Raw genomic sequence first — 25,852 nt, 5'->3', positions numbered from 1 at the left:
TTAAAGTGCAGATCATAATTCTGGGTTGTGGGTATTATGTTAATGCGCTGTTTTTTTAGTGTGTCAAGAGACTTGAAATAAGGGTGAATAAATATGAGGCTGATATTTTAAAATAAACCAGGAGAGTAATTGTTTTAAGCGAAATGAGAGTGAATGATTATTCACAGCATAAACCGATAACCGATACCGGTTTCCGTTAATAAATGGCGCGGGCGCGCGGGATCCGTTTCGAGTTTCTGGCGAAGGTGCCCCATATATATGCGCAGGTAGTGACTATGCTCCACCGCATTCGGTCCCCAGACCTGACTTAACAGCTGGCGCTGGGTAAGAACTTTGCCGTGATTGTTGAGCAGGACCGCCAGCAGGCGGAACTCGATGGGGGTCAGGTGGATTTCAGCCTCACCGCGTTGAATGCGGCGCGAGGCCAGATCGACACGAATATCCGAAAAGGTATACACCGGGTCGACGGGGGCGTTGGTCGCGTGGCGGCGAAGGGCGACGCGCAGACGCGCCTGCAGTTCGCCAATGCCAAACGGCTTACTGAGATAGTCGTCGGCACCGGCATCGAGTGCGGCAATTTTGTCGGTCTCCTCCAGACGGGCGGAGAGCACGATGATCGGCATCTGGCTCCACTGGCGCACCTCCCGGATAAAGTCGAGGCCGTCGCCGTCCGGCAGGCCCAAATCGAGGATCACCAGGTCCGGCTTGCGGGTGGCGGCTTCAATCAGGCCTCGCTGTAGCGTCCCGGCATCGTGAACGCGCAACCCTTCACCTTCCAGCGCGGCACGCAGAAAACGACTGATGGCGAGTTCATCTTCAACAATCAGGACGTTAATCACAAATCCTCTGGAAAGTCATTCAGCTCGGGTGGGGCATCAAGCGGCAGTGTAACACAAAAACCGGCCCCCCCTTCGGGGCGATTATGGGCGGTAATGGTGCCGCCGTGCACCTCAACAATCGCCTGGCAGATAGCCAGCCCCAGCCCGACGCCGGGAATGGCGGACTCCTTATTTCCGCGGGCGAATTTATCAAAGATAGCCTCTTCCTGACCCGCCGGAATGCCCGGGCCGCTATCCCAGACTTCCAGCTGGAGCTGGTCCGGGGTGACGCTGGCGTCAATGCCGATTTGCGCTTTGCTGCCCGCATATTTCGCGGCGTTCTCCAGCAGATTAATCAGCACCCGCTCGAACAGCGGGCCATCCACATGGATCAACGCCAGGGGATCGGACATCGCGAGCGCGATATGCCGGCCACCCAGCCCCGGCTCCAGGGTTTTTAAGGCGCTGCCGATCACCTCTTCCAGCGTCAGCCACTCTTTTTTCAGGTTAAAGCCGCCGGACTGGATCCGCGCCATATCCAGCAGGTTGTTCACCAGCCGGGTGGTGTTCAGCACGTGCTGGCGGATCTCGCTGGCCTGGATAGCGTGGCGGGAGCCTTCTGCCGCCAGGTCGAGGGTCAGGATCTCCGACTGACCGAACAGCACCGTCAGCGGCGTGCGCAGATCGTGGGAGAGGGCGGCCAGCAGCGAATTGCGAATGCTCTCCCGCTCGCTGGCTAACCGCGCCTGTTCTTCGCTGGCGGTGAGCGCCAGCCGCTCCAGCGCGCTCGCCACCAGCAGGGTAAAGGTCTCCAGCAGCCGCTGCTGCTCGGGGATCATCAGCTGGCGCAGGTTAGCCGGCTCGACAATCAGTACCCCCTGACGCTGCAACGGCAGAATCTGATAGGGTACACCCGGGAGCGTGTCGGTGCCTGCTCCCGCAGGCTGGCCTTTATCAAAGCTCCAGTGGGCAATGGCCTCATCCCACGGCGTGATGCCCGAAGCCGGGGTGAGGGGGGCGAGTTTGCCTTCGCGATCCGGGAGCAGGATCAGGCTGCGGGCGTTAAAGGTGGAGTGAATAAACTGCTGGCTGGTCTGGACGATATCCTGCGGTGCGCGGCCCACCGCCAGCGCCTTCGACATCTCATACAGTTGGCGGGTGCGTTGCTCGCGGTAACGGGCGATCCGCGCCTGATAGCGCACCCCCGCCGTCAGGTTGCCGATAAGCAAACCTACCGCCAGCATCACGGCGAAGGTGAGGACGTACTGCACATCCGACACCGCCAGGGTGCCGCGCGGGGCGATAAAAAAGAGATCGAAGCTGATGACGTTGATCACCGTCGCCAGCACCGAGGGCCAGCGGCCGTAAAACAGGGCCACGATCACCACACCCAGCAGGTAAATCATCACCAGGTTGGCGGCATCGAAGCCGGGTAGCCACTGGCTGGCAACAAAGGTGATCAGCGCGCAGAGCAGCACCGCCACCAGACAGCCGCGCAGCTGGATCCGCCATTTGTCGCTGAATGCCCGGTTGTCCGGGGTTCTGGCGGGCAGGGCGGCCGGTTTGTCGTCCAGCGCGACGATCAGCAGATCGAGGTCGGGGGCGCGCTGTGCCAGCTTGTCGGCAAAGCTCTCCCGGCTGAACCCGCGGCGACGGGTGCGCCTGCCGATAACAATTTTGCCGAGGTTATGCTCCCGGGCGTAGCGCAGGATGGCTTTCTCTTCCGCCTGCTCGGCCAGGGTGGCGGTTTCGGCCCCAAGCTCCTGCGCCAGACGCAGGGCGCCAAGAATGGCGCGGCGCTGGTTCTCCGGCAGACGGTGCAGCTGCGGCGTCTCCACGTAGACCGCATGCCAGACGCTGCCAAATTTTGCCGCCAGACGCGCGGCGGTGCGCACCAGCTTCTCGTTGCCGCTGCCGTGGCCGATGCAGAGCAAAATCGCATCGCGGGTATGCCACACCTTCTCCTGACCCTGGCGGTCGCGCCAGGCCCGCATCTGATCGTCCACCCGGTCGGCGGTGCGGCGCAGAGCCAGCTCGCGCAGGGCGATCAAATTGCCTTTGCGGAAGAAGTGCTCGATGGCTCGCTCAGCCTGCCCGGCGATATAGACTTTGCCCTCATGCAGTCGCTGGCGCAGATCGTCCGGGGGGAGATCCACCAGCACCACCTCGTCCGCCGCGTCGAAGAAGGGATCCGGGACGGTCTCCCGCACCTGAATACCGGTCACGCCGCTGACCACGTCGTTGAGGCTCTCCAGATGCTGGACGTTGACGGTGGTGAAAACATCAATTCCGGCGTCCAGCAGCTCCTCGACATCCTGCCAGCGTTTGGGATGGCGCGAGCCCGGGGCATTGGTGTGCGCCAGCTCGTCCATCAGGATCAGTGCCGGACGGCGGGCGAGGGCGGCGTCGAGATCGAATTCCGTTACCAGACGCCCACGATGATGAATGCGGCGCGGCGGCTGGGTTGCCAGCCCCGCCAGCAGCGCGGCGGTCTCCTGGCGACCGTGGGTTTCCACGACACCGATGAGAATATCGAGCCCCTGGGCGCGCAGACGCTGGGCTTCACTGAGCATGGCGAAGGTCTTGCCGACGCCCGCGCAGGCGCCGAAGAAAATTTTCAGCTTACCGCGATGGGGCCAGGCGGCCTGTTCCAGCAGTTTGTCCGGGTCCGGGCGCAGAGGCTCGTCAATCATTTACTCTTTCCTTAGCGCGTCCAGCGCCAGATTCAATTCAACAATATTGACCACTGGATTGCCCATCGCGCTGAATAATGGCTTTTGCGTATGGGCGGCCACCAGCTGGCTGAGCTGTTCGGCGCTGAGCTGACGCGCCAGAGCCACCCGTGGGATCTGCCAGGCGACGGCCTGCGGCGTCAGGCTGTAGTCCAGCCCGCTGCCTGAGGCGGTCGCCAGTTCAACCGGCACTGCCGGGCTCGCCTGCGGGTTAGCAGCGCGCAGAGCCGCCACGCGGGCACGAACGGCGTCATCCAGCTCAGGGTTGCTGCCCGCCAGATTGCTGCCGCCCGAGGCCATGGGATTATACGGGCTCTCAGCCGTAGCGGAAGGACGCCCGTGAAAGTAACCCGCCGCGGTAAAGTTCTGCCCAATTAGCCGGGAACCGCGGATCTCCCCCTGCTGGTAGATAAGCGATCCGTTGGCCTGGTCGGTAAACCACCACTGACCCAGCGCGGTGGTCACCAGCGGATAGAGCCCGCCGGTTATCAGGGCCAGCAGAATAAACAACAGTATAGCGGGACGTAACATAGCCATTTGATTTTCCTCTTAAACCAGCCCGAACAGGGTGAGCACGACGTCGATGGCTTTAATGCCGATAAACGGCACCACCAGCCCACCCAGACCGTAAATCCACAGATTGCGGCGTAGCATGGCGGCGGCGGTGAGCGGCTTGTAGCTCACCCCTTTCAGCGCCAGCGGGATCAGAAAGATAATGATCAGCGCGTTGAAGATCACCGCGCTCAGGATGGCCGAGGCGGGGGAGTGCAGATGCATCACATTCAGGGCGTTCAGTTGCGGATAAGTCGCGGCAAACGCCGCCGGAATAATGGCGAAATATTTCGCCACGTCGTTGGCGATACTGAAGGTAGTGAGCGAGCCCCGGGTCATCAGCATCTGTTTGCCGATATGCACCACCTCGATCAGCTTGGTCGGATTAGAGTCGAGGTCAACCATATTGCCCGCCTCTTTCGCCGCCTGGGTGCCGGAGTTCATGGCTACCGCCACGTCCGCCTGGGCGAGGGCCGGGGCGTCGTTGGTGCCGTCACCGGTCATGGCCACCAGCCGTCCTTCTCCCTGGTACTGGCGGATCAGCGCCAGTTTGGCCTCCGGCGTCGCTTCGGAGAGAAAATCATCCACCCCCGCTTCGGCGGCAATGGCGGCCGCCGTCAGGCGGTTATCCCCGGTGATCATCACCGTTTTGATGCCCATTTTACGCAGCTGGGCAAAGCGCTCCTTGATGCCGCCTTTGACGATATCTTTCAGGGCGATCACCCCGAGTACGGTCGCCCCTTCCGCCACCACCAGCGGCGTGGCCCCCTGACGCGCGACGTTCTCTACCAGGGTATCTACCTGCGGCGGGAAGTGGCCGTTATTGGCTGCAATATGGCGGCGAATCGCGTCCACCGAGCCTTTGCGGATCAGGCGGTCCTGAATATTGATGCCGCTCATCCGCGTTTGTGCCGTAAAGGGCACAAAGGTGGCATGCAGGCTTTGCACGTCGCGCTGGCGCAGGTTAAAGCGCTGCTTGGCGAGAATGACGATGCTGCGGCCTTCCGGGGTTTCGTCCGCCAGCGATGCCAGCTGGGCGGCGTCGGCCAGCGTTTGCTCATCCACCCCCGGGGCGGGCAGGAACTCAGATGCCTGACGGTTGCCGAGGGTGATGGTGCCGGTTTTATCCAGCAGCAGCACGTCGACGTCGCCTGCCGCCTCGACGGCTCGCCCGCTGGTGGCGATAACGTTGGCCGCCAGCATCCGGCTCATGCCCGCCACACCGATGGCCGACAGCAGGCCGCCGATGGTGGTCGGGATCAGGCAGACCAGCAGGGCCACCAGCACGGTGACGCTCACCGCCGTCCCGCCATAGGACGAGAAGGGCCACAGGGTGGCGGTCGCCAGCAGGAAGACGATGGTCAGCGCCACCAGCAGAATGGTGAGGGCGATTTCGTTCGGGGTTTTGCGCCGCTGGGCGCCTTCCACCATGGCGATCATCCGATCGAGGAAGGTTTCGCCCGGATTGACGCTGCACTGGATCACCAGCCAGTCGGAAAGAATGCGTGTTCCGCCAGTGACCGAGGCAAAATCGCCCCCGGACTCACGGATCACCGGCGCGGACTCACCGGTGATGGCGCTCTCATCCACCGAGGCGCCCCCTTCGATAACCTCCCCGTCGCAGGGGATAATATCTCCGGCTTCCACCAGAACGATGTCGCCTTTGCGCAGCGTATCCGCTGGCACCGTTTCGCTGGCAGCACCATATTTCGCTTCGCGCAGCTTGCGGGCGAACGCGGTCTTTTGTACCCCTTTAAGGCTGTTGGCCTGCGCTTTGCTGCGTCCTTCCGCCAGCGCTTCGGCGACGTTGGCAAACAGCACGGTGAACCACAGCCACAGGCTGATCGCTGCGGTAAAGGTGGCGCTGCCTGACAGCCATCCGCCTGCCATGGCGAGGGCAAGCAGGGTGGTCAGCAGGCTCCCCAGCCAGACGATAAACATCACCGGATTGCGCCACTGCACGCGCGGATCTAATTTTTTTATCGCATCCATCAGCGCCTGGCGAACCAGAGCAGGTTCAAGCAGGGCCAGTTGCTTACGACTCATGAAGAATACTCCGTAAAATCAGCGTAAAGAGAGGTGTTCCGCAACCGGGCCTAATGCGAGGGCGGGAATAAAGGTGAGGGCGCCGACCAGCAGGACGGTGCCGATCAGCAGACCCACAAACAGCGCGCCGTGGGTAGGCAGCGTGCCGCCAGAGGCGGGCTGGCGGGTCTTGTTCACCAGCGATCCGGCGATGGCTATGACCGGAATAATCACCCCAAAGCGGCCGACCAACATGCAGAATGCCAGCAGGCAGTTCCAGAACGGTGAGTTTGCGCTCAGGCCCGCAAAGGCGCTGCCGTTGTTGTTGGCTGCCGACGACACCGCGTACAGCACCTCGCTGAAGCCGTGGATCCCGGGGTTGAAGATGCCGCTGCGCCCGGCGTCAGTCATCAGCGCCAGTGCGGTGCCGAGCAGCACCAGCGCCGGGGTGACGAGGATCGCCAGCGCGGTCAGCTTCATCTCACGCACGTCGATTTTCTTACCCAGATATTCCGGGGTGCGGCCAATCATCAGCCCGGCGATAAAGACCGCCAGCAGCACAAACAGCAGCATGCCGTACAGGCCCGATCCAACGCCGCCAAACACCACTTCACCAATCTGCATCAGCCACATCGGGATCATGCCGCCCAGGGCGGTGAAGGAGTCATGCATGGCGTTAACCGCTCCGCAGGAGGCGGCGGTGGTGATCACCGCATACAGGCTGCTGGCGAGAATGCCAAAGCGGCTCTCTTTTCCTTCCATGTTGCTGTTGCTGTCCGCGCCGAGCAGCATTAAGTGGCTGTTACCCTGCCACTCCGCCCACATCACCAGCGCCGCGCAGACCACAAAGATGGCGGACATGGTCCACAGGATCGTATGCCCCTGGCGCCGATCGCTGACCGACTCGCCAAAGGCAAAGCACAGTGCGGTGGGGATCAGGAAGATCGCCAGCATCTGCACGGCGTTGGTCAGCGCGGTCGGATTCTCAAACGGATGGGTGGAGTTGGCATTAAAGAAACCCCCTCCGTTGGTACCCACTATTTTGATCGCTTCCTGCGAGGCGACCGGCCCCATCGGCAGCAGCTGCCTGGCCCCCTCCAGCGAGGTGAAGGGCTGATAAGGAAGCAGGTTCTGCAATACACCCTGCTGCATAAACAGCAGGGCGATAACCAGCGACAGCGGCAGCAACACCCACAGGGTGATGCGGGTCAGATCGACCCAGGCGTTGCCAAGCGTAGTGATATTCTGGCGGGAGAAGGCGCGGGTCAGGGCAAAAATCACTGCGATACCGCTGGCCGCAGAGAGGAAGTTTTGTACCGTCAGCCCCGCCATCTGGCTGAAATAGCTCAGAGTTGTTTCACCGGCATAGGACTGCCAGTTGGTGTTGCTGACAAAGCTGACGGCGGTATTCAGCGCCAGATGCCATGAAAGCCCCGGCAGCTGCTGCGGATTGAGCGGCAGAGTGCCCTGAAGCATCAGCATGGCGAAGAGCACAACCAGGCCCACGCCATTAAGCAGCAGAATAGCCAACAAATAATGGCGCCAGCTCATCTCGTCGGCGCGGATCCCCAGCAGGCGCAGTATCCCTGCGTCAATGGCCTGCACCCCGGGCAGCGGCAGGCCGTTAATCATGCGTGCCAGCCACATCCCCAGTGGCCGGGCGAGTATGAACAGTACCAGCAGAAAGCTGGCGATAAGCAGAAATCCCTGAGCAGCCATCAGAATGCCTCCGCGTTAAGCAGGGCATAAATCAGATACCCCAGTAACAGAAACAGCAGCGCGATGCCCACAATTACACCTGCACTCACAATTCACCTCCGGGTGACATTAGTCATGGTGCAAACGGTAAATTTTCTGGCGCAAAGATTTCGCAAAAATCAGACGGGGAGGTGTAAAAAAAGTATAAAAATGGCTAAGACCATAATTTAACTAATGGTTAGTATTAATTTAACTTTTATGTAACTAAATTACGGGATGAAGTGTAAAGATCCCTTTTAGAGGACAAAAAAGTGGTCGGATGAGTAGTAAAATTACAGCCAAAGCGTTACTATTTTCAGCAGATAATCAGTTTTACTTTTCCGGAGCAGATTTCCGGCCAGAAAGAGGGGAGAAAATGATGGAATTTTACAAAGCGTATCCGGCACATATCGTTTTTATTCGCCGCACTTTCGCTGTGTTAGCGGGTGTTCTGGCGTTACCAGTTATGCTGTTCTGGAAAGATCGTGCACGTTTTTACAGCTATCTGCATCGCGTATGGGCGAAGACCAGCGATAAGCCGGTGTGGATGGATCAGGCTGAAAAAGCCATTTGTGATTTTTATTAAGAAAGACTACACACAGCAATTGCAGTAACAAAAAAACCGCCACAGCAATGTGGCGGTTTTTTTATCCCCCGGGATTCGCGGTCCGTTGGGCGGCCTTTTTTATTTCAGTATGGCTACACTTGTTAAAGCAAAGTATCCTCGGTGACTTGTAGATGTTACAGACGATAATACTGGAGTGTTATGGCCACCCATCTGGTCTGGTTTCGCGCCGATCTGCGCATCCACGATAACCTTGCGCTTGCCGCCGCCTGCCGCGACAAACATGCCCGCGTCCTGGCGCTTTTCATCGCCACGCCGCAGCAGTGGCGTGAGCACGCCATGGCGCCTCGCCAGGCCGCCTTTCTTCATGCTCATCTCAACGATCTGCAACAGCAGCTGGCCGACAGAAACATTCCGCTGCTCTACGCGCAGGTGGCTGATTTCGCCGCCCAGGGCGAAAAAGTGGCGCAGCTTTGCGCAGAGCATGAGGTCACCCATCTCTTTTATAACTACCAGTACGAACTGAACGAGCAGCAGCGCGATCGTCAGCTGGAGCGCGCGTTGCAGGAGGTGATCTGTCAGGGTTTTGATGACAGCGTGATCCTGCCGCCGGGCAGCGTCATGACCGGCAGTCATGAGATGTACAAGGTCTTTACGCCGTTTAAAAACGCCTGGCTGCGGCGGCTGAAAGAGGGGCTGCCTGAGTGTGCGGCGGCTCCTGCCGTCCGCGAGGGCGAAAAGGTGACCCCGGCGGCGCTGGATTTCGATTATCCGCAACAGCCATTCGATACTGACCTCTTTCCAGCGAGCGAGAGAGAGGCGATTGCCCGGCTGCGTCAGTTCTGTCAACAGGGGGCAGGGGAGTATGAGGCGCAGCGTGATTTTCCGGCTATCGAAGGGACCAGCCGTCTCTCCGCCTGCCTGGCGCTGGGGGTGCTGTCTCCTCGCCAGTGCTTGCACCGCTTGCTGGCAGAACAACCTGAGGCGCTGGAGGGGGGGCCGGGAGCGGTATGGCTTAACGAGCTTATCTGGCGCGAGTTTTATCGTCATCTGATGACGTATCACCCTGATTTATGTAAATATCGGCCATTCATCCGCTGGACTGATAACGTCGAATGGCAGTCTGACGATGTGCAGCTGAAAGCCTGGCAAGAGGGACAAACCGGCTATCCGATTGTCGATGCAGCCATGCGTCAGCTGAATGAAACCGGCTGGATGCACAATCGCCTGCGGATGATCACCGCCAGCTTTCTGGTAAAGGATCTGCTTATCGACTGGCGTGCCGGGGAACGTTACTTTATTTCACAGCTGATCGATGGCGACCTGGCCGCCAATAACGGCGGCTGGCAGTGGGCGGCATCAACCGGAACCGACGCCGCCCCTTATTTTCGTATTTTTAACCCGACAACCCAGGGACAGAAGTTTGATTCCGACGGCGTGTTTATCCGCCGCTGGCTGCCGGAGCTGGCCACCGTGCCGGACAAGGCCATCCACGATCCCTGGATCTGGGCGGACAAGCAGGGCGTCACCCTCGCGTATCCCCGCCCGGTTGTCGACCATAAACAGGCGCGCGTTGCCACGCTGGCCGCGTATGAAGCCGCCCGTAAAGCATAGGGAGTCATAATGAAAAACAGTGAACTGGAACGACTGATTAACGACAAACTGAACAGCGCCAGCTTCAGCGACTACGCACCGAATGGCCTGCAGGTGGAAGGGCGCGAAACTATTCAGAAGATTGTTACCGGTGTGACGGCAAGCCAGGCGCTGCTGGATGAAGCGGTTCGCCAGCAGGCCGATGCCGTTATCGTTCATCACGGCTATTTCTGGAAGGGGGAATCTCCGGTTATCCGCGGCATGAAGCGCAACCGCCTGAAGACCTTGCTGGAGAACGACATCAACCTCTATGGCTGGCACCTGCCGCTGGATGCGCACCCGGAGCTGGGAAACAACGCCCAGCTGGCGGCGCTGCTCGGCATTAACATCATGGGCGAAATCGAGCCGCTGGTGCCGTGGGGGGAACTCTCCATGCCGGTGCCGGGGCTGGAGCTGGCCTCGTGGATCGAAGCGCGGCTGGGGCGTCGTCCGCTGTGGAGCGGCGATACCGGGCCGGATGAGGTAAAACGCGTCGCCTGGTGTACCGGCGGCGGACAGAGCTTTATTGACAGCGCGGCGCGTTTTGGCGTCGATGCGTTTATCACCGGCGAAGTCTCTGAGCAAACCATTCACTCCGCCCGCGAGCAGGGGCTGCATTTTTATGCGGCAGGTCACCATGCCACGGAACGCGGCGGCATTCGCGCGCTCAGCGAATGGCTGACAGAAAACACCGACCTGGATGTCACCTTTGTCGATATTCCTAATCCAGCCTGATGAGAGGTATCTAAGTGCAGCGAGCACGTTGTTATCTGCTAGGCGAAACCGCCGTCGTACTGGAACTGGAGCCGCCGGTGACCCTGGCGACGCAAAAACGGATCTGGCGCTTGACCCAGCGACTGGGTGAAATCCCTGAAGTGGTGGAAGCCATTCCGGGGATGAATAACATTACCGTGGTGCTGCGCAATCCCCACTCGGTGGCGCTGGATGCCATAGAACGTCTGCAGCGCTGGTGGGAAGAGAGCGAAGCGCTGGAACCCGATTCCCGCGCTATCGAGATCCCCGTGGTGTATGGTACTGCTGCGGGCCCCGATCTGGGCGAGGTGGCGCGACACGCGGGGCTGACCGAGAAACAGGTCGTGGAGCTCCATTCCTCCGCGGATTATGTGGTCTGGTTTTTGGGCTTTCAGCCGGGCTTTCCGTATCTGGGCGGGCTGCCTGAGCAACTGGCTACGCCGCGTCGCGCTGAACCCCGGTTGCAGGTGCCGGCGGGCTCGGTGGGGATTGGCGGGTCGCAGACCGGTATTTATCCCTTAGCCACACCCGGAGGCTGGCAGCTGATTGGGCACACCTCTCTGCCGCTGTTCGATCCCGCTCGTGACGAGCCGGTGCTGCTGCGACCGGGCGACACCGTGCGGTTTATCCCGCAGAAGGAGGGGGTATGTTAAAAATCATTCGTGCGGGTCTTCATACTTCGGTGCAGGATGGCGGACGTATCGGGTTTCGCCAGTCAGGAATCAGCTACTGCGGCGCGCTGGATAAACCGGCACTGCAGATTGGTAATCTGCTGGTGGGCAATGACCCGGATGATGCCGCGCTGGAGATCACCCTGGGGCAATCTATCTTCGAATTTGAACAGGATGGCTGGTTTGCCCTGACCGGTGCGGGCTGTGATGCCCGGCTTGACGGGGCCGCGGTCTGGACCGGCTGGCGCCTGCCGGTGAAAGCCGGGCAACAGCTCACCCTTAATCGTCCCCGCCGGGGCATGCGCAGCTATCTGGCCATTGCGGGCGGAATCGACGTGCCGCAGGTCATGAACTCCCTCAGCACCGACCTGAAGGTGGGGCTGGGCGGTCACGAAGGGCGGCTGCTGAAAGATGGCGATCGCCTGCAGGTTCGGGCCGGTGGGCGTGAATTCCGTGAAGCCCAGGGCGTGAAACAGCTCCTTTGGAGTAACCGCGTGCGGGCCTTGCCGGGACCGGAATACCATGAGTTCGATCAGGCCTCCCAGGATGCGCTCTGGCGTCTGCCCTGGCAGCTCAGCCCACAGAGTAACCGTATGGGCTACCGCCTGCAGGGGCAAAAGCTGGCGCGCACCACCGATCGGGAGATGCTGTCGCACGGGCTGCTCCCGGGCGTGATTCAGGTGCCGCATAACGGACAGCCTATCATTCTGATGAACGATGCCCAGACCACCGGGGGGTACCCGCGGATCGCCTGCATCATCGAGGCCGATATGTACCATCTGGCGCAGGCCCCGCTCGGACAACCTATTCACTTTGTCCCCTGTACGCTGGAAGAGGCGCTGGAGGCGCGGCGCATCCAGAAGCAGTACATCGAACAGCTGGCGTGGAGGTTACATGATCGCGGTTGATTTAAATGCAGATTTAGGTGAAGGGTGCGGCAGCGATGCCGCACTGTTAAAGCTGGTGTCGTCAGCCAATATCGCCTGCGGATTCCATGCCGGCGATGCCGAAACCATGCTGGCCTGCGTGCGCGAAGCGCTAAAAAATGGGGTGGCCATCGGGGCGCACCCCAGCTTCCCGGACCGGGAAAACTTTGGCCGCACGGCCATGACCCTGCCGCCGGAGACAGTCTACGCCCAGATGCTCTACCAGATTGGTGCCCTGGCGGCGATCGTTCGCGCCGAAGGCGGGCAGCTGCGTCACGTAAAACCGCACGGCATGCTCTATAACCAGGCGGCAAAAGATCGCGACCTGGCGGATGCGATCGCCCGCGCCGTTTCGACCGTTGACCCGGATCTGATCCTGGTCGGGCTGGCGGGGAGCGAGTTGATCCGCGCGGGAACGCGCTATGGCCTGATCACCCGGGAAGAGGTGTTTGCCGATCGTGGATATCAGGCCGATGGCAGCCTGGTGCCGCGTACCCAGGCCGGGGCGCTGATCGCCGATGAAGATCAGGCCCTGGCGCAAACCCTGGAGATGATCCAGCGCGGACGGGTGAAGAGTATTACCGGTGAATGGGCAGCCGTGCATGCGCAGACGGTGTGTATCCACGGTGACGGCGAGCATGCGCTGGCCTTTGCCCGTCGTCTGCGCAGAGAATTTGAAGAAAATAATATAAAAATCAGTGCATAACGCACACTTGCAAACACAACGACAGGAAAAAGGTCATGGCAGAGACGCTATCCCTCTGGCCACTCATCGGTATCGCGGTGATTGTGGTCGGGTTTCTCTTACGCTTTAACCCGGTGCTGGTGGTCATTGTCGCCGGGATCGTCACCGGCCTGGCGGCGCAAATGCCCATCGCCACCATTCTCGAAAAACTGGGCGAAGGGTTCCTCAATACCCGTAACCTGCCTTATATCCTGCTGATCCCGCTGGCGGTTATTGGTCTTCTGGAGCGCCACGGCCTGAAAGAGCGGGCCCAGGCGTGGATCGCGAAGATCCACAGCGCCACCGCCGGGCGGCTTTTGATCGTCTATCTCTTCGTCCGTGAAACGTCGGCGGCAATGGGGCTGACCAGCCTTGGCGGACACCCGCAGATGGTGCGCCCGCTGCTGGCGCCGATGGCGGAAGGGGCGGCGGAGAAAAAGTATGGCGAGCTGCCGGGGGCGGTGCGCTATCGACTGCGGGCGATGTCGGCAGCCACCGATAACGTCGGGCTCTTCTTTGGCGAAGATATCTTTGTCGCCTTTGGCGCCATCATCTTTATGCATAACTTTATGCTGGAATCCGGTGGGATCCAGACGGAGCCGCTGCATATTGCCCTCTGGGGGATCCCGACCGCGCTCTGCGCCTTTGCGATCCACGCGACCCGCCTCTACCGCCTGGATAAGCATCTGGAGCGCGAGCTGGCCAAAGTGCAGGGAGAGGTAAAATGAATTTCCAGCAAAGCTATCTCTACTGGCTGGCAGGGCTGATCCTGCTCATCGTGGCGCTGATGTCGTTTCGCGATAAAGCCAACCCGCGACGTATGACCACCGGTCTGTTCTGGGGCATTTACGGCCTGCTGTTCCTGCTGGGGAACTGGACCTACGATCTGGTGGGCGACAAGCGCACCGTCCATATCGCAGTGGGTGTGGCAGTCGTGCTGCTGGCACTGATCGCCGGTTTCGGCGGGGTGCGCCTGGGGAGCTATCACCAGCGCACGCCAGAAGAGCGTGAGAGCAGCGCGAAGCGTCTGGGCAATCGCCTCTTTTTACCAGCGCTGGCCATTCCGGTGGTGACGGTGGTGGGCGTGCTGATGTTCAACCATATCCCGGGCCTGCAGGAGATGCTGTTCGGGCCGGGTAACCACTCGACCCTGGTGACGCTCTTCTCCATGACCGTCGGCTCGCTGATTGGCCTGGCGATGGCGGTTAAAATGACCCATGAGAAAGTGCATCAGCCTTTGCAGGAGGCGCGCCGTCTGCTCGACTCCATCGGCTGGGCCTTTATTCTGCCGCAGATCCTGGCGACCCTTGGCCTGCTGTTTACCGCCGCCGGCGTCGGGGAAGGCATTTCCTATCTCACCCAGACGTACCTGGCGGTCGACAGCCGGTTTATTGCGGTGGCGGTCTACGCCGTGGGCATGGCGCTGCTGACCATGGTAATGGGTAACGCCTTCGCCGCGTTTCCGATTGTCACCGCCGGGATCGGTATTCCCATTCTGGTGCTGCAACACGGCGGCAACCCGGCGGTGATGGCGGCGATTGGCATGTTCTCCGGCTACTGTGGCACCCTGATGACGCCGATGGCGGCCAACTTCAATATTGTGCCCGCCGCGCTGCTGGAGTTACCCGATAAAAACGCGGTCATTAAGGCGCAGGTCCCCACCGGGGTATTGCTGCTGATCGCTAACGTCTTCCTGCTCTACTTCCTGATGTTCCTGTAAGGAGAAATGATGCGAACCGTATTGATCACCGGCTTTGAGCCGTTTGGCGGCGAAACCGTTAACCCCTCATGGGAGGTGGTAAAGCAGCTTGATGGCGCAATTATTGACGACTGCCGCGTGGTGGCGCGGCAGTTGCCCTGCGTGTTTGGCGAGTCGTTATCGGTGCTGAACGCGGCCATTGACGCGCTACAGCCCTCCGTTGTACTGGCGGTAGGGCAGGCCGGGGGCCGGGTGGATGTCACCGTTGAGCGGGTAGCGATCAACGTTGATGATGCCCGTATCCCGGATAACCATGGCCGACAGCCGGTGGATGTGGCTATCGTTGAGGGCGGCCCGGCGGCCTGGTTCAGCACGCTGCCCATTAAAGCGATGGTGGCGGCGCTGCGTGAATCAGGTATTCCTGCTTCGGTTTCGCAGACAGCGGGAACATTCGTCTGCAACCACGTGATGTATGGCGTGCTGCACAAGCTGGCCGACCGCCCGGAGGTGAAGGGCGGTTTTATCCATATTCCTTACCTGCCCGAGCAGGCGGCGGCGCACCCTGGCGCCCCGAGCATGGCGACGCAAACCGTGAAGCAGGCGCTGGAGATCGCCATTACGGTGGCGCTGCGCCAGGAGGCGGATATTAAAGTGGTGGGCGGCGCAACGCACTAACAAGGAGTCATCATGCCAGAAGGACCAGAGATCCGCCGCGCGGCGGATAGCCTGGAGGCGGCGATAAAAGGCAAACCGCTCACCGACGTGTGGTTTGCTTTCCCTCAGTTAAAACCGTTTGAATCCCGGCTTATCGGCGAGACGGTCACGCATCTGGAGACGCGCGGTAAAGCGCTGCTCACTCACTTTTCTAACCAGCTGACGCTCTACAGCCATAACCAGCTGTATGGCGTCTGGCGGGTGGTTGAGACCGGCCAGGAGCCGCAGACCACGCGGGTCCTGCGCGTTAAGTTACAGACCGCGGATAAAACCATTCTGCTCTACAGCGCCTCGGATATTGAGATGCTCTTGCCGGAGCAACTCACTACCCATCCCTTCCTGCAGCGGGTGGGGCCGGATGTGCTCGATTTACGCCTGACGGCAGAGGAGGTGAAAGCGCGGCTGTTGTCGGCAAAATTCCGCAACCGGCAGTTTTCCGGGCTGCTGCTGGACCAGGCGTTTCTCGCTGGTCTGGGCAACTATCTGCGGGTGGAAATTCTGTGGGAGGTGGGGCTGGCGCCGCAGCATAAAGCGTCACAGCTCACCGAAGAACAGCTCGACGCGCTGGCGCATGCGCTACTGGCGATCCCTCGTCTGTCGTATAACACCCGCGGAGTGGTGAATGACAAGAAGCATCATGGGGCATTATTCCGCTTTAAGGTGTTTCATCGGGCGGGGAAAAAGTGCGAGCGGTGCGGCGGGGTGATTGAGAAAACGACGCTCTCTTCCAGACCGTTTTACTGGTGTCCTGAGTGCCAGATGTAAAAAAGCCGGGTGGCGCTTGCGCATACCCGGCTTAGTTCGTTTTTACAGGCCCGGCAAGCGTAGCGCCGCCGGGCATCGCTTTTAGCGTTTAGTCACGTCAGACTCGAAATTACGCTGCTCGTAGCCGGTGTACAGCTGACGAGGACGGGCAATTTTCATCCCTTCGGTGTGCATTTCGTTCCAGTGTGCAATCCAGCCCACGGTACGCGCCATCGCGAAGATAACGGTAAACATGGAAGATGGAATGCCCATCGCTTTCAGGATGATACCGGAGTAGAAATCGACGTTCGGGTAGAGTTTCTTCTCGATGAAGTACGGGTCGTTCAGCGCGATGTGTTCCAGCTCCATCGCCACCTGCAGCAGGTCATCTTTGGTGCCCAGCTCTTTCAGCACTTCGTGGCAAGTTTCACGCATCACGGTTGCGCGCGGGTCATAGTTTTTGTAAACACGGTGACCGAAGCCCATCAGACGGAAGGAGTCGTTCTTATCCTTCGCACGACGGACGAATTCAGGAATGTGCTCAACGGAGCTGATCTCTTCCAGCATCTTCAGTGCCGCTTCGTTCGCGCCGCCGTGTGCCGGTCCCCACAGGGAGGCGATACCTGCTGCGATACAGGCGAACGGGTTCGCGCCTGAAGAACCAGCGGTACGGACGGTAGAGGTAGAGGCGTTCTGCTCGTGGTCAGCATGCAGGATCAGGATACGATCCATTGCGCGTTCCAGAACCGGGTTCACTTCGTACTCTTCGCACGGCGTGGCGAACATCATACGCAGGAAGTTACCGGCGTAAGAGAGGTCGTTGCGCGGATAAACAAACGGCTGTCCGATGGAGTATTTGTAACACATCGCTGCCATGGTTGGCATTTTGGACAGCAGACGGAACGCGGCGATATCGCGGTGACGCTGGTTATTCACATCCAGGGAGTCATGGTAGAACGCGGCCAGTGCACCGGTGATCCCGCACATTACCGCCATTGGGTGTGAATCGCGGCGGAAGGCGTGGAACAGACGGGTAATCTGCTCATGGATCATCGTGTGACGAGTGACGGTGGTTTTGAACTCATCGTACTGTTCCTGCGTCGGCTTTTCGCCGTTCAGCAGGATGTAGCACACTTCCAGGTAGTTGGAGTCAGTCGCTAACTGGTCGATGGGGAAACCGCGGTGCAACAGAATACCTTCGTCACCGTCGATGTAGGTGATTTTGGACTCGCAAGATGCGGTGGAGGTAAAACCAGGGTCAAAGGTAAACATACCTTTAGAACCAAGACTACGGATATCAATAACATCCTGACCGAGCGTGCCTTTTAGCACATCCAGTTCAATAGCAGCGTCACCATTTAGGGTGATTTTTGCCTTAGTATCAGCCATTTACGGTCTCCTTAGCGCCTTATTGCTTAAGACTGCCCATAACCGGATTTGCATTCAGCTGATTTATCATTGTTACCAGTTTGTTATTTGGCTCGCCGCTCAGCTCACGAGGAGAAACCAGGGTACAGAGCAATGGCGCTAGCAGGTAAACAAATGAGAAACCAGAGAAATAACAGCAAATCAGTGTTTGTTCAGTCCGAATTATTCAAACCTGTATATCACTAATAACTGTCCTGATAACTTCGGTCAATACCATCACACTGTTACATAACTTATTCTCAGGTGAAAGAGAGACCTCATAACTTTTGCGCATTATATGCCTTTTCTGGTGATGTTTGTAACAATAATGTTTAACATTTGTCAAATCAGATGATTAAAAATTAAAAAGATGTTGTTATCGTGACCCTGATCACTGTTCCAGAGAAAACCCGACAAACTGTATGTAGGTTAATTGTAATGATTTTGTGAACGGCCTATACTGCCGCCAGGTCTCCGGAAAACCCTGCAATCCCGAGCCAACCAGCGTTGTAACGTGTCATTTGAGCATCTGGAAGCAATGTTTTGCATGACGCACAGTTATATAAAAGGCACGCTGTCTGACCCGCATCGCAGTCCGGAGGAAGGAAACTATAAGAACAGCATGTGGGCGTTATTCATGATAAGAAATGTGAAAAAACAAAGACCTGTCAATCTGGATCTCAAAACGATCCGATTCCCCGTAACGGCAATAGCGTCCATCCTTCATCGTGTATCCGGTGTGATCACGTTTGTCGCGGTGGGTATCCTGTTATGGTTACTGGGTACCAGCCTCTCGTCTCCGGAAGGATTCCAGCAGGCCGCCGACATCATGAACGGTTTCTTTGTGAAATTTATCATGTGGGGCATCCTCACCGCGCTGGCCTATCACGTTGTTGGCGGCATCCGCCATATGCTGATGGATGTCGGCTATCTGGAAGAGACCTTCGAAACCGGCAAACGTACCGCTAACATCTCCTTTGTTATCACTGTCGTGCTTTCACTTCTCGCAGGAGTTCTCGTATGGTAAGCAACGCCTCCGCATTAGGACGCAACGGCGTACATGACTTCATTCTGGTCCGTGCTACCGCTATCGTTCTCACCCTCTACATCATCTACATGATCGGTTTCTTTGCCACCAGCGGCGATCTGACCTGGGAAATCTGGACTGGCTTCTTCGGGTCTGCCTTTACCAAAGTGTTTACCCTGCTGGCGCTCTTCTCCATTCTGATCCACGCGTGGATTGGCATGTGGCAGGTACTGACCGACTACGTTAAATCAATGGCGATTCGTCTCGCGTTGCAGCTGGCTATTGTCGTTGCACTGGTGGTTTACGTTATTTATGGATTTGTTGTGGTGTGGGGTGTGTGATGAAACTTCCAGTCAGAGAATTTGACGCTGTAGTGATTGGCGCTGGCGGCGCAGGTATGCGCGCGGCGCTGCAAATTTCCCAGAGCGGCCAGACCTGTGCGCTGCTCTCTAAAGTGTTCCCGACCCGTTCCCATACCGTATCTGCGCAGGGTGGCATCACCGTTGCGCTCGGTAATACCCATGATGATAACTGGGAATGGCATATGTACGACACGGTGAAAGGCTCCGACTATATCGGTGACCAGGACGCCATTGAATATATGTGTAAAACCGGCCCGGAAGCGATTCTGGAGCTTGACCACATGGGGCTGCCGTTCTCCCGCCTGGAGAACGGCACCATCTATCAACGTCCGTTTGGCGGCCAGTCGAAGAACTTCGGCGGCGAGCAGGCGGCACGTACAGCGGCGGCTGCGGACCGTACCGGTCACGCCTTGTTGCACACGCTGTACCAGCAGAACCTGAAGAACAAAACCACCATCTTCTCCGAGTGGTATGCGCTGGATCTGGTGAAAAACGAAGATGGCGCCATCGTCGGTTGTACCGCCCTGTGCATTGAAACCGGTGAAGTAGTCTACTTCAAAGCCCGTGCCACCGTGCTGGCGACCGGCGGCGCAGGCCGTATTTATCAGTCCACTACGAACGCCCATATCAACACCGGTGACGGCGTCGGTATGGCTATCCGCGCTGGCGTACCGGTGCAGGATATGGAGATGTGGCAGTTCCACCCAACCGGTATCGCCGGTGCGGGCGTGCTGGTAACAGAAGGCTGCCGCGGTGAAGGCGGCTACCTGCTGAACAAACATGGCGAGCGCTTCATGGAGCGTTATGCCCCGAATGCGAAAGACCTGGCGGGTCGTGACGTGGTGGCGCGTTCCATCATGATCGAAATCCGTGAAGGCCGCGGCTGCGACGGTCCGTGGGGCCCGCACGCGAAGCTGAAATTGGATCATCTGGGTAAAGAGGTTCTGGAATCCCGTCTGCCGGGCATCCTGGAACTCTCCCGTACCTTCGCTCACGTCGACCCGGTTAAAGAGCCGATCCCGGTTATCCCAACCTGTCACTACATGATGGGCGGTATTCCGACCAAAGTGACCGGCCAGGCGCTGACCGTGAACGAGCAGGGCGAAGATGTGGTGATCCCGGGCCTGTTTGCGGTAGGCGAAATTGCCTGCGTATCCGTACACGGCGCCAACCGTCTGGGCGGCAACTCTCTGCTCGACCTGGTGGTGTTTGGTCGTGCGGTCGGTCTGCATCTGCAGGAGTCCATTGCCGAGCAGGGGCCACTGCGTGATGCCACCGAAGCGAATATTGAAGCCTCTCTGGAACGTCTCAACCGCTGGAACGGCAACCGTAACGGCGAAGATCCGGTGGAAATCCGTAAAGCGCTGCAGGAGTGCATGCAGCACAACTTCTCGGTATTCCGTGAAGGTGACGCGATGGCCAAAGGTCTTGAGCAGCTGAAAGCGATCCGCGAGCGTCTGAAAAATGCCCGTCTGGACGACACCTCCAGCGAGTTCAACACCCAGCGCGTTGAATGTCTGGAGCTGGATAACCTGATGGAAACCGCATACGCAACGGCGGTCTCTGCAAACTTCCGTACCGAAAGCCGTGGCGCCCATAGCCGCTTCGACTTCCCGGATCGTGATGATGAAAACTGGCTGTGCCACTCCCTGTATCTGCCAGAGACGGAATCCATGACGCGACGCAGCGTCAATATGGAACCGAAACTGCGTCCGGCGTTCCCGCCGAAGATTCGTACTTACTAATGCGGAGACAGGACAATGAAACTCGAATTTTCAGTTTATCGTTATAACCCTGATGTTGATGACGCTCCGCGTATGCAGGATTACACCCTGGAAGCGGAAGAAGGCCGTGACATGATGCTGCTGGACGCCTTAATGCAGCTGAAAGAAAAGGATCCGACACTGTCGTTTCGTCGTTCCTGCCGTGAAGGGGTGTGTGGCTCCGACGGTCTGAACATGAATGGCAAAAACGGTCTGGCCTGTATCACGCCTATCTCGGCGCTTAACCGTCCGGGACAGAAGATTGTCATCCGCCCTCTGCCGGGTCTGCCGGTGGTGCGTGATTTGGTGGTGGACATGGGGCAATTCTATGCACAATATGAGAAGATTAAGCCTTACTTGTTGAATAATGGGCAAAATCCACCCGCTCGCGAGCATTTACAGTCGCCAGAGCAGCGTGAAAAACTCGATGGCCTGTATGAGTGTATCCTCTGTGCATGTTGTTCGACCTCTTGCCCGTCGTTCTGGTGGAACCCGGACAAGTTTATCGGCCCGGCTGGCCTGCTGGCAGCGTACCGCTTCCTGATTGACAGCCGCGATACCGAAACCGACAACCGCCTGGAAGGGCTGAGTGATGCTTTCAGCGTATTCCGCTGCCACAGCATCATGAACTGCGTCAGTGTATGTCCTAAGGGGCTGAACCCGACGCGTGCCATCGGCCACATTAAGTCGATGTTGTTGCAGCGCAGTGCGTAAGTAACAACGCCGGATGGCGCTGCGCTTATCCGGCCTACGATTTTGTAGGCCCGGTCAGCGTAGCGCCACCGGGCAATTTGCAGAAACCTTTAAAAACTGCCCTGAAGTCTAGACAGTTTCTAAAGGTTCCTTCGCGGGCCAAATGAAAAGAGCTCGCAGGTGAACCCCGGCACGTACACGTAGTGTGCGTGGTAGTTTCTACGGCGAAAGTAAGCATAAAAATGCTTAAGGGATCACGATGCAGAACGGCGCAATGAAAGCCTGGCTGGACTCTTCATTCCTCTCTGGTGCAAACCAAAGCTGGATTGAACAGCTCTATGAAGACTTCTTAACCGACCCTGACTCAGTGGACGCTAACTGGCGTTCCATGTTCCAGGAGTTACCTGGAACGGGTGTCAAACCGGATCAATTTCATTCCAAAACACGTGATTATTTCCGTCGTCTGGCGAAGGATGCCTCACGTTACTCTTCCGCTATCTCCGACCCTGACACCAATGCGAAGCAGGTTAAAGTCCTGCAGCTGATTAACGCCTACCGCTTCCGCGGCCACCAGCACGCAAATCTGGATCCGCTGGGACTGTGGAAGCAGGAGCGCGTGGCTGATTTAGATCCGGCATATCACGACCTGACCGAAGCGGATTTCCAGGAAACCTTCAACGTTGGCTCTTTCGCTATCGGCAAAGACACGATGAAGCTGGGCGATCTGCTGGAAGCGCTGAAGCAGACCTACTGCGGCTCCATCGGCGCAGAGTATATGCACATCACCTCTACCGAAGAGAAACGCTGGATCCAGCAGCGTATCGAATCTGTTGCCGGTAAATCCACCTTCAATGCCGACGAGAAAAAGCGTTTCCTGAACGAACTGACCGCAGCCGAAGGGCTGGAGCGTTATCTCGGTGCGAAATTCCCGGGCGCAAAACGCTTCTCGCTGGAAGGCGGCGATGCGCTGGTGCCGATGCTGAAAGAGCTGATCCGCCACGCGGGCAACAGCGGTACCCGCGAAGTGGTACTGGGCATGGCGCACCGTGGTCGTCTGAACGTGCTGATCAACGTGCTGGGTAAAAAGCCGCAGGATCTGTTCGACGAATTCGCGGGCAAACATAAAGAACACCTCGGTACCGGTGACGTGAAGTACCACATGGGCTTCTCATCGGATATCGAAACCCAGGGCGGCCTGGTTCACATGGCGCTGGCGTTTAACCCGTCGCACCTTGAGATCGTAAGCCCGGTGGTTATTGGCTCCGTGCGCGCCCGTCTGGATCGTCTGGACGAGCCAAGCAGCAACAAAGTTCTGCCAATCACCATCCACGGCGATGCGGCAGTTACCGGGCAGGGCGTGGTTCAGGAGACCCTGAACATGTCGAAAGCGCGGGGTTACGAAGTGGGCGGTACCGTTCGCATCGTCATCAACAACCAGGTGGGCTTCACCACCTCTAACCCGCTGGACGCACGTTCCACCCCATACTGCACCGACATCGGTAAGATGGTTCAGGCGCCAATTTTCCACGTTAACGCGGATGACCCGGAAGCGGTCGCGTTCGTGACCCGCCTGGCGCTGGATTTCCGTAACACCTTTAAGCGCGATGTGTTCATCGACCTGTTCTGCTATCGCCGTCATGGTCATAACGAAGCGGACGAGCCGAGTGCAACCCAGCCGCTGATGTACCAGAAAATCAAAAAACATCCGACCCCGCGTAAAATCTATGCTGACAAGCTGGAAGCGGAGAAGGTTGTCACCCTGGAAGATGCCACCGAGATGGTCAACCTCTACCGCGACGCGCTGGATGCCGGCGAATGCGTGGTGAAAGAGTTGCGTCCGATGAACATGCACTCCTTTACCTGGTCGCCATACCTCAACCACGAGTGGGATGAGAGCTACCCGAACAAGGTAGAGATGAAGCGTCTGCAGGAGCTGGCAAAACGCATCAGCACCGTACCTGAAGCGATCGAGATGCAGTCCCGTGTGCAGAAGATCTACGCTGACCGTCAGGCGATGGCCTCAGGCGAGAAGCTCTTTGACTGGGGCGGAGCTGAGAACCTGGCGTACGCCACTCTGGTTGATGAAGGTATTCCGGTCCGTCTGTCCGGTGAAGATGCGGGCCGCGGCACCTTCTTCCACCGTCATGCGGTGATTCATAACCAGACCAACGGTTCAACCTATACCCCGCTGCAGCACGTGCACAACGGCCAGGGCCAGTTTAAGGTCTGGGACTCCGTGCTCTCTGAAGAAGCGGTGCTGGCATTCGAATACGGTTACGCCACCGCAGAACCACGCACCCTGACCATCTGGGAAGCGCAGTTCGGCGACTTCGCCAACGGTGCGCAGGTGGTTATCGACCAGTTCATCTCTTCCGGTGAGCAGAAGTGGGGCCGTATGTGTGGCCTGGTGATGCTGCTGCCGCACGGCTATGAAGGCCAGGGGCCGGAGCACTCCTCCGCACGTCTGGAGCGTTATCTGCAGCTCTGCGCCGAGCAGAACATGCAGGTTTGCGTACCGTCTACCCCGGCACAGGTTTATCACATGCTGCGTCGTCAGGCGCTGCGCGGGATGCGCCGCCCGCTGGTGGTGATGTCGCCGAAATCGCTGCTGCGTCACCCGCTGGCGGTCTCCAGCCTGGAAGAGCTGGCAAACGGCACCTTCCTGCCGGCCATCGGTGAAATTGACGAACTGGATCCGCAGGGCGTTAAGCGTGTCGTAATGTGTTCTGGTAAGGTTTATTACGACCTGCTGGAACAGCGCCGTAAGAACGATCAGAAAGATGTCGCCATCGTGCGTATCGAACAGCTTTATCCGTTCCCGCATCAGGCGATGCAGGAAGTGCTGAAACAGTACGCTCACGTACATGATTTTGTCTGGTGCCAGGAAGAGCCGCTCAACCAGGGCGCATGGTACTGCAGCCAGCATCATTTCCGTGAAGTGATTCCATTTGGGTCTGCTCTGCGTTATGCAGGTCGCCCGGCCTCCGCCTCTCCGGCGGTAGGGTATATGTCCGTTCACCAGAAGCAGCAACAAGATCTGGTCAATGACGCGCTGAACGTCGATTAATTAAAGGATACATAATGAGTAGCGTAGATATTCTTGTTCCCGACCTGCCTGAGTCCGTAGCAGATGCAACCGTCGCCACCTGGCACAAAAAACCAGGCGACGCGGTAACCCGCGACGAAGTGCTGGTAGAAATCGAAACTGACAAAGTGGTACTGGAAGTACCGGCTTCAGCGGATGGCATTCTGGATGCAGTCCTGGAAGATGAAGGTACGACGGTAACCTCTCGCCAGATCCTCGGTCGCCTGCGTGAAGGCAACAGCGCGGGCAAAGAGTCCAGCGCTAAGTCTGAAGAGAAAGCCTCTACGCCGGCCCAGCGCCAGCAGGCTTCTCTGGAAGAGCAGAGCAACGACGCGCTGAGCCCGGCGATCCGTCGCCTGCTGGCTGAGCACAGCCTCGACCCGGCGGCCATTAAAGGCACCGGCGTTGGTGGCCGCCTGACCCGCGAAGATATTGACAAACACCTGGCGAAAGCGCCGTCTGAAGCGAAAGCAGAAGCCAAAGCGCCTGAAGCGGCACCAGCAGCACAGCCTGCTCTGGGCGCACGCAGCGAAAAACGCGTGCCGATGACCCGCCTGCGTAAGCGCGTGGCCGAGCGTCTGCTGGAAGCGAAAAACTCCACCGCGATGCTGACCACCTTCAACGAAGTGAACATGAAGCCAATCATGGACCTGCGTAAGCAGTACGGTGACGCCTTTGAAAAACGTCACGGTATCCGTCTGGGCTTTATGTCCTTCTACGTGAAAGCGGTTGTTGAAGCGCTGAAACGCTACCCGGAAGTGAACGCATCTATCGATGGCGATGATGTGGTTTATCACAACTACTTCGACGTGAGCATGGCCGTTTCTACTCCGCGCGGCCTGGTAACCCCGGTTCTGCGTGATGTGGATACCCTGGGCATGGCTGACATCGAGAAGAAAATTAAAGAGCTGGCAGTGAAAGGCCGTGACGGCAAGCTGACCGTAGATGACCTGACTGGCGGTAACTTCACCATTACCAACGGCGGCGTATTCGGTTCGCTGATGTCTACCCCGATCATCAACCCACCGCAGAGCGCGATCCTTGGCATGCACGCCATTAAAGACCGCCCGATGGCGGTAGACGGTAAAGTGGAGATCCTGCCAATGATGTATCTGGCGCTCTCTTACGATCACCGTCTGATCGATGGCCGCGAGTCCGTGGGCTTCCTGGTGGCGATTAAAGAGCTGCTGGAAGATCCGACCCGTCTGCTGCTGGACGTCTAG

At 58.4% G+C, this 25,852-nt stretch carries 24 protein-coding genes; 16 read left to right on the top strand and 8 right to left on the bottom strand.

Features of this window, described 5'->3' with window-relative positions:
- Positions 1-161: 161 nt before the first annotated feature.
- From kdpE to kdpF, 6 genes are read right to left on the bottom strand one after another with little or no spacing between them, the layout of a single operon-like run.
- Entirely contained in the window at positions 162-839 is a 678-nt protein-coding gene (gene kdpE, locus ACOKCT_RS03155) for a two-component system response regulator KdpE (protein ID WP_420193144.1), read from the bottom strand.
- Positions 836-3,511 (bottom strand): two-component system sensor histidine kinase KdpD, encoded by a 2,676-nt coding sequence (gene kdpD / locus ACOKCT_RS03150; protein WP_214421733.1) that lies wholly within the window; start codon positions 3,509-3,511, stop codon positions 836-838. Before kdpD ends, kdpE begins: the two co-directional genes overlap by 4 nt.
- Positions 3,512-4,087 (bottom strand): potassium-transporting ATPase subunit KdpC, encoded by a 576-nt coding sequence (kdpC, locus tag ACOKCT_RS03145; protein WP_420193143.1) that lies wholly within the window; start codon positions 4,085-4,087, stop codon positions 3,512-3,514.
- A 12-nt stretch (positions 4,088-4,099) separates the two neighbouring features.
- Positions 4,100-6,148 (bottom strand): potassium-transporting ATPase subunit KdpB, encoded by a 2,049-nt coding sequence (gene kdpB / locus ACOKCT_RS03140; protein ID WP_156654106.1) that lies wholly within the window; start codon positions 6,146-6,148, stop codon positions 4,100-4,102.
- An 18-nt stretch (positions 6,149-6,166) separates the two neighbouring features.
- Positions 6,167-7,846, bottom strand: a complete 1,680-nt coding sequence (gene kdpA, locus ACOKCT_RS03135) for a potassium-transporting ATPase subunit KdpA (RefSeq protein ID WP_156654107.1) — start codon at positions 7,844-7,846, stop codon at positions 6,167-6,169.
- Positions 7,846-7,935 (bottom strand): K(+)-transporting ATPase subunit F, encoded by a 90-nt coding sequence (gene kdpF, locus ACOKCT_RS03130; RefSeq protein ID WP_103178707.1) that lies wholly within the window; start codon positions 7,933-7,935, stop codon positions 7,846-7,848. The genes kdpA and kdpF overlap by 1 nt, the downstream gene beginning before the upstream one ends.
- 308 nt (positions 7,936-8,243) lie before the next feature.
- On the opposite strand from kdpF, the gene ACOKCT_RS03125 reads away from it, so the two are divergent.
- The 10 genes from ACOKCT_RS03125 to nei all read left to right on the top strand — a co-directional run bounded on the left by ACOKCT_RS03125 (position 8,244) and on the right by nei (position 16,313).
- Positions 8,244-8,450 carry a YbfA family protein gene (locus ACOKCT_RS03125; protein WP_103181047.1) on the top strand — a complete coding sequence of 69 codons (207 nt, stop codon included), beginning with the start codon at positions 8,244-8,246 and terminating at the stop codon, positions 8,448-8,450.
- Positions 8,451-8,630: 180 nt separating this feature from the next.
- Entirely contained in the window at positions 8,631-10,043 is a 1,413-nt protein-coding gene (gene phrB, locus ACOKCT_RS03120; RefSeq protein WP_180210001.1) for a deoxyribodipyrimidine photo-lyase, read from the top strand.
- A 9-nt stretch (positions 10,044-10,052) separates the two neighbouring features.
- Positions 10,053-10,796 (top strand): type 2 GTP cyclohydrolase I, encoded by a 744-nt coding sequence (locus ACOKCT_RS03115; RefSeq protein WP_103178709.1) that lies wholly within the window; start codon positions 10,053-10,055, stop codon positions 10,794-10,796.
- 14 nt (positions 10,797-10,810) lie between these two features.
- The gene (pxpB, locus tag ACOKCT_RS03110; protein WP_103823566.1) at positions 10,811-11,467 is read left to right on the top strand and encodes a 5-oxoprolinase subunit PxpB; all 657 of its coding nucleotides are present in this window, start codon (positions 10,811-10,813) and stop codon (positions 11,465-11,467) included.
- Positions 11,461-12,393, top strand: coding sequence for a 5-oxoprolinase subunit PxpC (gene pxpC, locus ACOKCT_RS03105; RefSeq protein WP_103178711.1), 933 nt, complete (start codon positions 11,461-11,463; stop codon positions 12,391-12,393). The genes pxpB and pxpC overlap by 7 nt, the downstream gene beginning before the upstream one ends.
- Entirely contained in the window at positions 12,383-13,117 is a 735-nt protein-coding gene (gene pxpA, locus ACOKCT_RS03100; protein WP_103181048.1) for a 5-oxoprolinase subunit PxpA, read from the top strand. Before pxpC ends, pxpA begins: the two co-directional genes overlap by 11 nt.
- Positions 13,118-13,152: 35 nt before the next feature.
- On the top strand, positions 13,153-13,863 hold the full coding sequence (locus ACOKCT_RS03095; RefSeq protein WP_103178712.1) for a DUF969 domain-containing protein: 711 nt from the start codon (positions 13,153-13,155) through the stop codon (positions 13,861-13,863).
- Positions 13,860-14,855 carry a DUF979 domain-containing protein gene (locus ACOKCT_RS03090; protein ID WP_420193142.1) on the top strand — a complete coding sequence of 332 codons (996 nt, stop codon included), beginning with the start codon at positions 13,860-13,862 and terminating at the stop codon, positions 14,853-14,855. Before ACOKCT_RS03095 ends, ACOKCT_RS03090 begins: the two co-directional genes overlap by 4 nt.
- A gap of 9 nt (positions 14,856-14,864) precedes the next feature.
- A complete protein-coding gene (pcp, locus tag ACOKCT_RS03085; RefSeq protein ID WP_114387648.1) occupies positions 14,865-15,509 on the top strand; it encodes a pyroglutamyl-peptidase I in 645 nt (214 codons plus the stop codon).
- 12 nt (positions 15,510-15,521) lie between these two features.
- Complete coding sequence (gene nei / locus ACOKCT_RS03080; protein ID WP_159339275.1) at positions 15,522-16,313, top strand: endonuclease VIII; 792 nt, start codon at positions 15,522-15,524, stop codon at positions 16,311-16,313.
- Between the two features lie 81 nt (positions 16,314-16,394).
- Here nei and ACOKCT_RS03075 read toward each other — a convergent pair whose 3' ends face one another.
- Together ACOKCT_RS03075 and ACOKCT_RS03070 are read right to left on the bottom strand one after the other, a co-directional pair.
- Positions 16,395-17,681: a citrate synthase gene (locus ACOKCT_RS03075; protein WP_103178716.1), complete on the bottom strand. Its 1,287-nt coding sequence runs from the start codon at positions 17,679-17,681 to the stop codon at positions 16,395-16,397.
- A 205-nt stretch (positions 17,682-17,886) separates the two neighbouring features.
- Positions 17,887-17,994, bottom strand: coding sequence for a hypothetical protein (locus ACOKCT_RS03070; protein WP_418936630.1), 108 nt, complete (start codon positions 17,992-17,994; stop codon positions 17,887-17,889).
- 327 nt (positions 17,995-18,321) lie between these two features.
- Here ACOKCT_RS03070 and sdhC point away from each other — a divergent pair, with 327 nt between their 5' ends.
- From sdhC to odhB, 6 genes are all read left to right on the top strand, one after another.
- Positions 18,322-18,726, top strand: coding sequence for a succinate dehydrogenase cytochrome b556 subunit (gene sdhC / locus ACOKCT_RS03065; RefSeq protein ID WP_168192044.1), 405 nt, complete (start codon positions 18,322-18,324; stop codon positions 18,724-18,726).
- Positions 18,720-19,067 carry a succinate dehydrogenase membrane anchor subunit gene (sdhD, locus tag ACOKCT_RS03060; RefSeq protein WP_103178717.1) on the top strand — a complete coding sequence of 116 codons (348 nt, stop codon included), beginning with the start codon at positions 18,720-18,722 and terminating at the stop codon, positions 19,065-19,067. Before sdhC ends, sdhD begins: the two co-directional genes overlap by 7 nt.
- Positions 19,067-20,833: a succinate dehydrogenase flavoprotein subunit gene (sdhA, locus tag ACOKCT_RS03055; protein ID WP_103178718.1), complete on the top strand. Its 1,767-nt coding sequence runs from the start codon at positions 19,067-19,069 to the stop codon at positions 20,831-20,833. The genes sdhD and sdhA overlap by 1 nt, the downstream gene beginning before the upstream one ends.
- A 15-nt stretch (positions 20,834-20,848) precedes the next feature.
- Positions 20,849-21,565, top strand: a complete 717-nt coding sequence (gene sdhB / locus ACOKCT_RS03050) for a succinate dehydrogenase iron-sulfur subunit SdhB (RefSeq protein WP_103178719.1) — start codon at positions 20,849-20,851, stop codon at positions 21,563-21,565.
- A gap of 238 nt (positions 21,566-21,803) precedes the next feature.
- Entirely contained in the window at positions 21,804-24,611 is a 2,808-nt protein-coding gene (gene sucA / locus ACOKCT_RS03045) for a 2-oxoglutarate dehydrogenase E1 component (RefSeq protein WP_103823558.1), read from the top strand.
- 14 nt (positions 24,612-24,625) lie between these two features.
- Entirely contained in the window at positions 24,626-25,852 is a 1,227-nt protein-coding gene (gene odhB, locus ACOKCT_RS03040; protein WP_103178721.1) for a 2-oxoglutarate dehydrogenase complex dihydrolipoyllysine-residue succinyltransferase, read from the top strand.

It is taken from the genome of Leclercia sp. M-A074-M, assembly GCF_965195605.1.
Lineage (GTDB): Bacteria > Pseudomonadota > Gammaproteobacteria > Enterobacterales > Enterobacteriaceae > Enterobacter.
Note: the sequence above shows the minus strand (reverse complement) of the source record. Positions and strands in the feature narration are given on the sequence as shown.

Bases quoted from the DNA above. Each gene is read 5' to 3' on its own strand.
- sdhA (WP_103178718.1), top strand. From the start codon at position 19,067: ATGAAACTTCCAGTCAGAGAATTTGACGCTGTAGTGATTGGCGCTGGC.
- nei (WP_159339275.1), top strand. From the start codon at position 15,522: ATGCCAGAAGGACCAGAGATCCGCCGCGCGGCGGATAGCCTGGAGGCG.
- kdpC (WP_420193143.1), bottom strand. From the start codon at position 4,087: ATGGCTATGTTACGTCCCGCTATACTGTTGTTTATTCTGCTGGCCCTG.
- sdhC (WP_168192044.1), top strand. From the start codon at position 18,322: ATGTGGGCGTTATTCATGATAAGAAATGTGAAAAAACAAAGACCTGTC.
- phrB (WP_180210001.1), top strand. From the start codon at position 8,631: ATGGCCACCCATCTGGTCTGGTTTCGCGCCGATCTGCGCATCCACGAT.
- ACOKCT_RS03090 (WP_420193142.1), top strand. From the start codon at position 13,860: ATGAATTTCCAGCAAAGCTATCTCTACTGGCTGGCAGGGCTGATCCTG.
- sdhD (WP_103178717.1), top strand. From the start codon at position 18,720: ATGGTAAGCAACGCCTCCGCATTAGGACGCAACGGCGTACATGACTTC.
- ACOKCT_RS03125 (WP_103181047.1), top strand. From the start codon at position 8,244: ATGGAATTTTACAAAGCGTATCCGGCACATATCGTTTTTATTCGCCGC.
- sdhB (WP_103178719.1), top strand. From the start codon at position 20,849: ATGAAACTCGAATTTTCAGTTTATCGTTATAACCCTGATGTTGATGAC.
- kdpB (WP_156654106.1), bottom strand. From the start codon at position 6,148: ATGAGTCGTAAGCAACTGGCCCTGCTTGAACCTGCTCTGGTTCGCCAG.
- ACOKCT_RS03095 (WP_103178712.1), top strand. From the start codon at position 13,153: ATGGCAGAGACGCTATCCCTCTGGCCACTCATCGGTATCGCGGTGATT.
- pxpC (WP_103178711.1), top strand. From the start codon at position 11,461: ATGTTAAAAATCATTCGTGCGGGTCTTCATACTTCGGTGCAGGATGGC.
- ACOKCT_RS03070 (WP_418936630.1), bottom strand. From the start codon at position 17,994: ATGCGCAAAAGTTATGAGGTCTCTCTTTCACCTGAGAATAAGTTATGT.
- sucA (WP_103823558.1), top strand. From the start codon at position 21,804: ATGCAGAACGGCGCAATGAAAGCCTGGCTGGACTCTTCATTCCTCTCT.
- odhB (WP_103178721.1), top strand. From the start codon at position 24,626: ATGAGTAGCGTAGATATTCTTGTTCCCGACCTGCCTGAGTCCGTAGCA.
- kdpD (WP_214421733.1), bottom strand. From the start codon at position 3,511: ATGATTGACGAGCCTCTGCGCCCGGACCCGGACAAACTGCTGGAACAG.
- kdpA (WP_156654107.1), bottom strand. From the start codon at position 7,846: ATGGCTGCTCAGGGATTTCTGCTTATCGCCAGCTTTCTGCTGGTACTG.
- ACOKCT_RS03075 (WP_103178716.1), bottom strand. From the start codon at position 17,681: ATGGCTGATACTAAGGCAAAAATCACCCTAAATGGTGACGCTGCTATT.
- ACOKCT_RS03115 (WP_103178709.1), top strand. From the start codon at position 10,053: ATGAAAAACAGTGAACTGGAACGACTGATTAACGACAAACTGAACAGC.
- pcp (WP_114387648.1), top strand. From the start codon at position 14,865: ATGCGAACCGTATTGATCACCGGCTTTGAGCCGTTTGGCGGCGAAACC.